The sequence below is a fragment of the Actinomadura madurae genome, assembly GCF_047130825.1.
GTDB classification, from domain to species: domain Bacteria; phylum Actinomycetota; class Actinomycetes; order Streptosporangiales; family Streptosporangiaceae; genus Spirillospora; species Spirillospora madurae.
Genome location: NZ_CP083237.1, coordinates 2,509,473 through 2,518,663, shown reverse-complemented (window position 1 = coordinate 2,518,663; position 9,191 = coordinate 2,509,473). Strand labels below are relative to the sequence as shown.

The 9,191-nt window shown below is 73.3% G+C and carries 10 protein-coding genes; 7 read left to right on the top strand and 3 right to left on the bottom strand.

Translation table 11 applies throughout. The features are described from left to right. Positions 1 to 4: 4 nt before the first annotated feature. The 3 genes from K8Z49_RS11425 to K8Z49_RS11415 are packed head-to-tail and all read left to right on the top strand — an operon-like array spanning position 5 to position 1,603. A complete protein-coding gene (locus tag K8Z49_RS11425; protein WP_021592620.1) occupies positions 5 to 214 on the top strand; it encodes an MbtH family protein in 210 nt (69 codons plus the stop codon). After that, complete coding sequence (locus K8Z49_RS11420) at positions 207 to 869, top strand: GNAT family N-acetyltransferase (protein WP_052357352.1); 663 nt, start codon at positions 207 to 209, stop codon at positions 867 to 869. The genes K8Z49_RS11425 and K8Z49_RS11420 overlap by 8 nt, the downstream gene beginning before the upstream one ends. After that, positions 866 to 1,603, top strand: a complete 738-nt coding sequence (locus tag K8Z49_RS11415; protein WP_412518644.1) for a thioesterase II family protein — start codon at positions 866 to 868, stop codon at positions 1,601 to 1,603. Before K8Z49_RS11420 ends, K8Z49_RS11415 begins: the two co-directional genes overlap by 4 nt. Before the next feature lie 68 nt (positions 1,604 to 1,671). Here the strand turns inward: K8Z49_RS11415 and K8Z49_RS11410 are convergent, their stop codons facing one another. Continuing rightward, positions 1,672 to 2,727: a S1 family peptidase gene (locus K8Z49_RS11410; RefSeq protein WP_412518642.1), complete on the bottom strand. Its 1,056-nt coding sequence runs from the start codon at positions 2,725 to 2,727 to the stop codon at positions 1,672 to 1,674. Between the two features lie 300 nt (positions 2,728 to 3,027). Further along, positions 3,028 to 4,104: a S1 family peptidase gene (locus K8Z49_RS11405; protein ID WP_412518640.1), complete on the bottom strand. Its 1,077-nt coding sequence runs from the start codon at positions 4,102 to 4,104 to the stop codon at positions 3,028 to 3,030. Between the two features lie 308 nt (positions 4,105 to 4,412). Here K8Z49_RS11405 and K8Z49_RS11400 point away from each other — a divergent pair, with 308 nt between their 5' ends. The 4 genes from K8Z49_RS11400 (at position 4,413) to K8Z49_RS11385 (ending at position 8,327) form a co-directional block, all read left to right on the top strand. Further along, the gene (locus tag K8Z49_RS11400; protein ID WP_024934727.1) at positions 4,413 to 5,396 is read left to right on the top strand and encodes an ABC transporter ATP-binding protein; all 984 of its coding nucleotides are present in this window, start codon (positions 4,413 to 4,415) and stop codon (positions 5,394 to 5,396) included. Between the two features lie 43 nt (positions 5,397 to 5,439). Then, positions 5,440 to 6,393 (top strand): ornithine cyclodeaminase family protein, encoded by a 954-nt coding sequence (locus tag K8Z49_RS11395; RefSeq protein WP_021592626.1) that lies wholly within the window; start codon positions 5,440 to 5,442, stop codon positions 6,391 to 6,393. A gap of 75 nt (positions 6,394 to 6,468) precedes the next feature. Beyond that, positions 6,469 to 7,266: an SDR family oxidoreductase gene (locus tag K8Z49_RS11390; RefSeq protein ID WP_412518638.1), complete on the top strand. Its 798-nt coding sequence runs from the start codon at positions 6,469 to 6,471 to the stop codon at positions 7,264 to 7,266. Further along, entirely contained in the window at positions 7,263 to 8,327 is a 1,065-nt protein-coding gene (locus K8Z49_RS11385) for a diacylglycerol kinase (RefSeq protein ID WP_021592628.1), read from the top strand. The genes K8Z49_RS11390 and K8Z49_RS11385 overlap by 4 nt, the downstream gene beginning before the upstream one ends. Here the strand turns inward: K8Z49_RS11385 and K8Z49_RS11380 are convergent. Further along, a complete protein-coding gene (locus K8Z49_RS11380) occupies positions 8,324 to 9,151 on the bottom strand; it encodes a nitroreductase/quinone reductase family protein (protein ID WP_412518636.1) in 828 nt (275 codons plus the stop codon). The genes K8Z49_RS11385 and K8Z49_RS11380 overlap by 4 nt on opposite strands. Positions 9,152 to 9,191: the final 40 nt, after the last annotated feature.

Below are 9,191 nucleotides of genomic sequence, written 5' to 3'. Positions count from 1 at the left end.
GCAGATGACGAACCCCTTCGAAGACCCGGACGGCACCTACGTCGTCCTCGTCAACGACGAGAACCAGCACTCGCTGTGGCCGTCCTTCGCCGAGGTCCCGGCCGGATGGACGGTGGCCAAGGACGAGGACACCCGCCAGGCGTGCCTCGACTACATCAACGAGCACTGGACCGACATGCGGCCGAAGAGCCTCATCGAGGCGATGGGTGACTGAAGGGGGCCGGGCCTCGCCTCCGGGAGGCGCCGCTCTGGAGATCCCCGCCGTCGCCGAGTGGGAGATGGAGATGCGGGACGCCGCCGACCTGCGTCCCGCGCCGCTGCCGGGCGTCGAGATGACCTTCACTCTGGCGGGCGTGCCGTCCGCCGACGTCAGCCGCGCCCTGTACGCGGCGGTCGGCGCCCGCGTCTGCTGGACGGACCGCTTCCCCTGGACGTACGCGCGCTGGCGCGCCTGGGTGGACCGCCCCGAGCTGTCCACCTGGATCGCGATGGCCGAGGGGACGATCGCCGGCTTCTTCGAGATCGAGGCGCAGCCGGGCGGCGACACCGAGGTCCACCTGGTCGGGCTCACGCCCGCGTTCGTCGGCCGCGGGTACGGCGGTTACCTCGTCGAGCAGTGCACGCGCCGCGCGTGGCAGCGCGGGGAGCTGTGGGCGGTGGACTCCGGGCCCGCGTCCCGGGTGTGGCTGCGCACCAGCAGCCTCGACCATCCGAACGCGATCGCCAACTACCGGCGCCGGGGCTTTAAGGTGGCGGCGGAGAGCACCGCGCCGAAGCTCGTCCCGGACCCGAGGGTCGCGCCGTGGCCGCTCCCGCACGACCCGCGCGTGGCGTCCCGCCGCCACGAGGAGGAGGAGTTGATCACGTGACCTGGTTCCGCTGCCCCGAGACGCGGCCGTGGGCGTCGCTGCGGCTGTTCTGCCTTCCGCACGCGGGCGGGTCGGCGGTGTTCTACCGGACGTGGGCCAAGGAGGTCAGCCCGGCCGTCGAGATGCACACCGTCCAGTACCCGGGGCGCGCCGACCGGATGGCGGACGCGCTCGTCACCGACGCGCACCAGCTCGCCCGGCTCATCGCGGGGGCGATGGCCCCGCTGATGGACCGTCCCGCCGCGCTGTTCGGGCACAGCATGGGCGCCGTCCTCGCCTACGAGGTGGCGCGGCTGCTGCAGGAGCGGGGCAGCGCGCCCGCGCACGTGTTCGCCTCCGGTGCCCGGCCGCCGCACGACCGCGGCGACGACCGCGTCGCGGACCAGGACGACGACGGCGTCGTCGCCGAGATGATCAAGCTCGGCGGCACCGACGCCGAGGCGCTGCGGGACCCGGAGCTGCGCGAGCTCGTCCTCCCGTACGTCCGCAACGACTTCGCGCTGATCGAGGACTACGCGCACAAGGACGGGACGCGGCTGGCGGTCCCGGTCACCGCGATCATCGGGGACTCCGACCCGCACGTCACCCCCGGCCAGGCCCGCGGCTGGGAGCAGGTCACCGACGGGCGGTTCGCGCTGAAGGTGCTCCCGGGCGGCCACTTCTACCTCGCCGAGCAGCGGCCGGCCGTGATCGGCGAGATCCACCGCGCGCTGGAGGTCCCGGCGCTGGGCTGAACACCCGGGCGGGCCGCCCCCACGGAGTCCGTGTGGGGACGGCCCGCCGCTCATGGGAGCCTCCTTGGTCAGTAGACGCTGAGCCCGTAGCGGTTCAGCACCTCGGTGACGGGCTGGAAGAACGTCGTCCCGCCCGAGGAGCAGTTGCCGCTGCCGCCCGAGGTCAGGCCGAGCGCCGTGGACCCGGCGAACAGCGAGCCGCCGCTGTCGCCCGGCTCCGCGCAGACCGTGGTGCGGATCAGGCCGCTGACGCTGCCCTCCTGGTAGTTCACGGTCTGGTTGAGCGCCGTCACCCGGCCGTTGTGCAGGCCGGTGGTGCTGCCGCTGCGGTACACGGTCTGGCCGACCGTGGCGTTCGCGGAGCCGGTGATGTTGCGGGAGCCGCTGTACAGCTGGACGGCGCCCGCGGTGTCGGTCGGGGTCGAGGTGTACTGCACGACGCCGTAGTCGTTGCCGGGGAAGCTGCTGGCGACGGTGCGGCCGAGCGTCCGCCCGGACCCGTCGGTCCAGGTGGTGCCGATGTTGGTGCAGTGCCCGGCGGTGACGAAGTAGTACGTGCTCCCGCTCCGGACGTTGAAGCCCAGCGAGCAGCGGGCGCCACCGGTGTAGATGGCCTCGCCGCCGAGGGTGAACGTCCGGAACGACCCGGCGACCCTCTCCGTGCGGACGGCCGCGCCCTGCTTGGCGGCGGCGGCCTGCACTTTCTTGAGCTTGGCGCCCTTGACGGTGCCGTCCATGGTGAGGACGACCTGGTTGCTGGCCGGGTCGACGGCCCAGGCGGTGCCCGGGACGGTCGCCTCGCGCTTGAGCGCCGACATGACCTTCTTCAGGTCGGTGCCGCTGCGCGTGACGCTCTTGGGCACGGCGCCGGCGGCGCGGACCGCCTGGGCGGCCTTCGCGTCGGTCACCGTGACCACCAGCGTGCCGCCCTTGAGGTAGGAGCCGGCGGTGCTGGAGCCGAGCTGCTGCGCGAGCTTCGTCGCCACGGTGCCGGGAGCGGGCGGGGCGGCGGGTGCGGCCGGAGCCGCGGACGCGCTGGGAGCGGTGGCGAGGGTGGCGGCCACCAGGCCTGCCGCCGCCGTGGTGACGGCCGCGGCGCCGACGCGCCTGTGACGGATCTTCACTTGTGCCTCCACGGGGGATTGGGCGCACCCGAGTGGTGCACCGGAGGTCATCGACATGGTGTAAGAACCGTCAAGGTGCGCGTAAGACGCAGAAGGTGACCAATTCGGGACGAAGGCATTGGCAGGCTCGGAACGTCCGCCGTGGTCAGTCGGGGGATACCGGCCAGTACGCGCTGGAACAGAACAAGGTTCGGCCCCGGTCCCTCGCCGGGGGCGGTCGAGGGACCGGGGCCGGGCATCGAGGCGTCCCGCCGCCTGGGAGCTCCGGCGGGCCGTCAGGTCACCCTGCGGGGTTCCGGGTCAGTAGATCTCGACCCCGAACTCCGACAGCGGCTCGGTCACGGGCTGGAAGAACGTGACGCCGCCGGACGAGCAGTTGCCGCTGCCGCCGGACGTCAGCCCGAGCGCGCTGGACCCGGCGAACAGCGGGCCACCGCTGTCGCCCGGCTCGGCGCACACCGTCGTCTGGATCAGGCCGCTGACGCTGCCCTCCTGGTAGTTCACCGTCTGGTCCAGCGCGGTGACCTGCCCGTCGTGGACGCCGGTGGTGCTGCCGCTGCGGGTCACGGTCTGCCCGACCGTGGCCTCGGCGGCACCGGTGATGTCCTGGAACTGCCCGTTGACGGTGACGCCGCCCTCGGTGTCGGCCGGGGCGGAGTCGTACTTGACGATGCCGTAGTCGTCGCCGGGGAAGCTGCTGCCGGCGTTGCTGCCGAGCGTCGCTCCCGACTCGTCGGTCCACGTCGAGCCCGCCTCGGTGCAGTGCCCGGCCGTCAGGAAGAAGAACTCGCTCCCCTTCTTGACGTTGAAGCCGAGCGAGCAGCGGGCGCTGCCGGTGTAGATGGGGTCGCCACCGGCGGCGAACATGCGGAACGCGCCCGCGACCCTCTTGGTCCGGACGGCCGCGCCCTGCTTGGCGGCGGCGGCCTGCACCTTCTTGAGCTTGGCGCCCTTGACGGTGCCGTCCATGGTGAGGACGACCTGGTTGGCGGCCGGGTCGACGGCCCAGGCGGTGCCCGGGACGGTCGCCTCGCGCTTGAGCGCCGACATGACCTTCTTCAGGTCGGCACCGCTGCGCGTGACGCTCTTGGGCACGGCGCCGGCGGCGCGGACCGCCTGGGCGGCCTTCGCGTCGGTCACCGTGACCACCAGGTTCTGGGTGGCCTGGTCCACGTAGGCGCCGGCGCTGCGGCCACCGAGCTGCCGCGCCAGCTTCGCGGCCACCCCGCCGGTGTCGGACAGGGTGGTGACGCGCCCGGTGGGCGCGTCGAGGGACGCATCGGCGGGACCGGCGACGAGTGCCGTCGCCAGCAGCCCCGACGCCGCCACGGTGACGGCCGCGGCGGCGCCGCCGATGCGGGTGGAACGGATCTTCACTGTGCCTCCAGGGGGGATTGGGCGCACCCGTGTTGGTGCGCCGGAGGTCACGGGACATGCTGGAAGAATCCTGAACGTCGGCGTAAGGCGAGAAAGTGACTAAACGTCCCGGTACGGCTTGTCACAATGGGTGCGCGATGCGTGCCCGAAACTCGGGCAGGATGACCCGTTTGGCCGGTCCATGACTGGACGGTAGGTCCAATGGGTCTCCCCGGCACGGCCTCCCGGACGTAGGGTCGGAGGCGACGGGGGGCCGGACATATGACGCGGATCCCCCGCCCCCGGTTCCCCCCGGCTCGGGAGTGCCCATGGGTGTCGAGATCCGGGTGGAAGGGCTCAGGAAGTCGTTCGGGCGGCAGGTCATCTGGGAGGACGTGTCCTTCACCATCCCGGCGGGCGAGATCTCCGCCCTGCTCGGGCCGTCCGGAACCGGGAAGTCGGTGTTCCTCAAGAACCTGGTCGGGCTGCTGCGTCCCGACCGGGGCCACGTCTACGTCGGCGGCGGCGACGTCCCGCGGCTGCGCGAGAACGACCTCTACGAGCTGCGCCGCCAGTTCGGGGTGCTGTTCCAGGACGGCGCCCTGTTCGGCTCCATGAACATCTACGACAACATCGCCTTCCCCCTGCGCGAGCACACCAAGAAGGGCGAGGCGGAGATCCGGCGCATCGTGCTGGAGAAGATGGACATGGTCGGGCTCACCGGCGCGGAGGACAAGCTGCCCGGCGAGATCTCCGGCGGGATGAAGAAGCGCGCCGGGCTCGCCCGCGCCCTCGTGCTGGACCCCGAGATCATCCTGGCGGACGAGCCGGACTCCGGGCTGGACCCCGTCCGCACCGCCTACCTCAACCAGCTGTTCGTCGACCTCAACACCGAGCTCGGCGCCACCTTCCTGATCGTCACGCACGACATCGGCACCGCGCGCGTCCTGCCGGACAACCTCGGCCTGCTGTTCCGCCGCGGCCTGGTGATGTTCGGGCCGCGGGAGATGGTGCTGTCCAGCCCGCACCCGGCGGTCGACCAGTTCTTCAACGCCCGCCGCCAGGGGCCGATCGGCATGGCCGAGGAGAAGGACGTCGCCGGCGCCGCCGCCGAGCCGCAGGGGCCGCCGCCGAAGCCGGCGCCGATCCCGCCGCAGCTGATGCCGAGCGACGGGCGGCTGCGGCCCTCGATGCGGCGCCCCGGGGGATGGCTGCGCGAGCACGGGGTCACCCCGCCGCCGGGGTCGTTCGTCGACGACGCGGGCAACGACTGGCTCACCGACTGGGACGCGCTCGTCACCGGTCGCCGGTGACCGCGGTGGTGACGCCGGGCCACCGGAACGGGAGAATGGTCCGGTGACGCTCCTTTTGACCCGTTCCGACCTTGAGGCGCTGCTCGTCCCGGAGGTGTGCCTGGACGCGCTGCGCCGCGGCTTCCGGGCGGTGGACGGCGGCCCGGCCGCCCGCCGCGTGATCGCGAAACTGCCCGGCCAGGGCACGGCGACGGCGCTGATGCCGGGACTGGTCGAGGAGATCCCCGCCTACACGGTCAAGGTGAACGCCAAGTTCCCCGGCAGCCGCCCGGCGCTGCGCGGCGTCGTCTGCCTGCACGACCTCGGCACCGGCGAGCTGCTCGCGCAGCTCGACTCGGCGACCGTCACCGCCTGGCGCACCGGCCTCGCCGCCGCGCTCGGCACGCACGCGCTGGCCCGCCCGGACGCCGGCGAGGTCGCGGTGATCGGCGCGGGGGCGCAGGCTGAGCTGGTCCTGCGCGGGCTGGGCGAGCTCCGGGAGGTGCGCGGCCTCGCCGTCTGCGACCTGGACGCCGGGCGCGCCGCGGACTTCGCCGGGCGGCACGGCGACCGGCTGGGCGTGCCCGCGGCGGTCGCGGCGGACCCGCGCGCCGCCGTCCGGGACGCCGGGATCGTCGTCATGGCGACCTGGGCGCGCCGCCCGCTTCTGCACGCCGCCGACGTGGCGCGCGGGACGCACATCACCTCCCTCGGCGCGGACGAGCCCGGCAAGGCGGAACTGGGCGCCGACCTGCTGGAGGGCGCCCGCGTCGTGGTGGACGACGTCCCGCTCGCCGTCGAGATGGGCGTGCTGGCCGACGCCGGGCTGGACGTCAAGCACGCGGCCGGGACGCTGCGCGACCTCCTGCGCGGCCAGGTGCCCGGACGGGTGAAGGGCGACGAGGTCACCGTGTACGCGCCGGTCGGGCTGCCCTGGCAGGACCTCGCGCTGAGCTGGACGGCCTACCGCGCGGCCCTCGACGCCGGGGCCGGCGTCCGGTTCGACTTCCTCGCCTGACCGGCCCGCCCAACTTATTGAAACACGTTCTACATTCTGCGTAGGCTGTGCGGGCAGTGACGCGACGGACCGGAGGTGACGCCGGTGATCTGGGACCGGTTCCGCATCGAGGGCAGGGTCGCGGTGGTGACCGGCGCCGGGCGCGGCCTCGGCGCGGCCACCGCGGTGGCGCTCGCCGAGGCCGGCGCCGACGTGGTGATCTCCTCCCGGACCGAGGAGCAGCTGCGCAAGGTGGCCGGCGAGATCGAGGCGGCCGGGCGCCGGGCGCTCGTCGTGCCCGCCGACCTCAGCGATCCGGACGCCGCCGCCGGGCTGGCCGACCGCGCCGCCGGCGAGTTCGGCCGGCTCGACATCGTGGTCAACAACATGGGCGGCGCGATGCCCGTCCCCTTCCTGGACACCTCGCCGCGGAGGCTGGAGAACGCGTTCCAGTTCAACGTCAGCACGACGCACGCGCTGACCCGCGCCGCCGTCCCGCACCTGCTCGCGGCGGACGGCGGCAGCGTCGTCAACATCTCCTCGGTGATGGGCCGGATCGCGGGCCGCGGCTACCTCGCCTACGGCACCGCCAAGGCCGCCCTCGCGCACTACACCCGGCTCGCCGCGCTCGACCTGGCCCCGCGCGTCCGCGTCAACGCGATCGCCGTCGGATCCGTCGCGACGTCCGCGCTCGACATCGTCATGACCAGCGACGAGCTGCGCACCGAGATGGAGGAGCGGACGCCGCTGCGGCGCGTCGGCGTCCCCGAGGACATCGCCGCCGCCGTCCTCTACCTCGCCTCGCCCGCCTCGGCCTACGTCACCGGCGGCGTCCTGCGCGTGGACGGCGGCATCGAGACCCCGAACCTCGACCTGCGCCTGGAGGATCTGTGACGTACCGCGTCGTCCAATGGAGCACCGGCAACGTCGGCCGGCACGCGATCGCCGGCATCGACGCCCGGCCCGACCTCGAACTCGCCGGCGTCTGGGTCTCCACCCCGGCCAAGATCGGCCGCGACGCGGGCGATCTCGCCGGCCTCGGCCGCGACCTCGGCGTCACCGCCACCGGCGACGCCGAGGCGCTCCTCGCGGCGCGGCCCGACTGCGTCGTCTACACCGCGATGGCGGACGTCCGGATCATGGAGGCGATCGACGACCTGTGCCGCATCCTGCGCGCCGGCGTGAACGTGGTCTCCAGCAGCCCGGTGTTCCTCCAGTTCCCGGACGGCGTCGTGCCGCCCGAGATGGCGGACCCCGTCCGGGAGGCGGCCGCCGCGGGCGGCGCGTCGATCTTCGTCAACGGCATCGACCCGGGCTTCGCCAACGACGTGCTCCCCCTCGCCGTCACCGGCATCAGCGAGCGCATCGAGCAGGTCCGCTGCATGGAGATCCTGAACTACGCCACCTACGACCAGGGCACCGTGCTGTTCGACATCATGGGCTTCGGCCGTCCCCTCGACGAGACGCCGATGCTGCTGCAGCCGGGCGTCCTCACCATGGCGTGGGGGAGCGTGGTCCGGCAGATCGCCGCCGGGCTCGGCGTGGACCTCGACGGGATCGACGAGGAGCACACCCGGCTGCCGGCGCCCGAGGACTTCGACGTCTCCTCCGGGACGATCGGGAAGGGCACCGCCGCCGCCCTGCGCTTCGAGGTCAAGGGGATGCGCGGCGGCGAGGCCGTCGTCGTTCTGGAGCACGTCACCCGGCTGCGCGACGACCTCGCCCCCGACTGGCCGCAGCCCGCCGGCGCCGGCTGCTACCGCGTCGAGGTGCGCGGCGAGCCGAACTACACGGTCGACCTGCGGCTGCTCGGCACCGACGGCGACCACAACACCGCCGGCCTGAAGGCCACCGCGATGCGCCTGGTCAACGCCGTCCCCGCCGTCGTCGAGGCGCCGCCCGGCCTCCTCACGGCCCTCGACCTCCCGCTGATCCCGGGCCGCGGCCTGCTCTAGAGCTCGAGCGTGTCGAGGAGCGGCACGAGCCGCTCCTCCTCGCGGTCCAGGTGCGCCTCCAGCGTTCCGGTGAGCCGCTCGACCTCGGCGAGCAGCGACGCGGGCTCGCCGGCGTCGAGGACGCGGCGCAGCTCGTCCAGCAGCTCCTTCACCGTCTCGTGCTCGCTCCTCAGCCGCGCCAGCAGCGGTGCGAGCCCCGGATGCAGCCGTTCCAGGACGGGGAACATCTGCGTGTCCTCGCCCAGATGGTGGTTGCCGAGCCCCTGGCACAGCGTCAGGCAGTTGATCCGCAGCTGCGCGCCGATCCCGGCGCCCGACGCGGCGATCTCCTTGCGGATCAGCGCGAGCTCAGCGCGGAACGCGTCGTGCACCGCCAGGAGCATCGCGCCGGGCGTCTCCGGCCCGCCGGGCGGCCCGGAGACGGTCGGGACCAGGGCGACGACGGGCAGCGTCCGCCCCGACTCGCTCTCGTAGCCGGCCCATCCGGGATCGGCCTCCACGGCACGCGCGAAGGCGCGGTCGCGTTCGTCCCCCGCGAGGACGACGGCGTCCGCCTCGTAGGCGAAGGAGCCGCTCTCCACCGTGACCCGCGGGTCGGCGACGAGATTGTGGAACCACGCCGGGTTCTTCGGCGCCCCGCCCGCGGAGGCGATGACGAGGACGCGGCCGAGGCCGTCCGGCAGGTACCCGAGCGGCGTCGTGTGCGGGGCGCCGGTCCGCGCCCCGGTCGTCGTCAGCAGGAGCAGCCGCCCGCCCTCGAACGGGCCGCCGACCCGCCCGCCGTTCGCGCGGAACTCCTCGATGATCCGGGTATTGAAATCCATCTGTCTCCTGAATTGTTTCGGGCATGCTGAACAGAGCCAC

What these genes read in the sequence shown, in the direction of transcription:
- K8Z49_RS11425 (WP_021592620.1), top strand. Translation starts at nt 5, where the DNA reads ATGACGAACCCCTTCGAAGACCCGGACGGCACCTACGTCGTCCTCGTC.
- K8Z49_RS11380 (WP_412518636.1), bottom strand. Translation starts at nt 9,151, where the DNA reads ATGGATTTCAATACCCGGATCATCGAGGAGTTCCGCGCGAACGGCGGG.
- K8Z49_RS11400 (WP_024934727.1), top strand. Translation starts at nt 4,413, where the DNA reads ATGGGTGTCGAGATCCGGGTGGAAGGGCTCAGGAAGTCGTTCGGGCGG.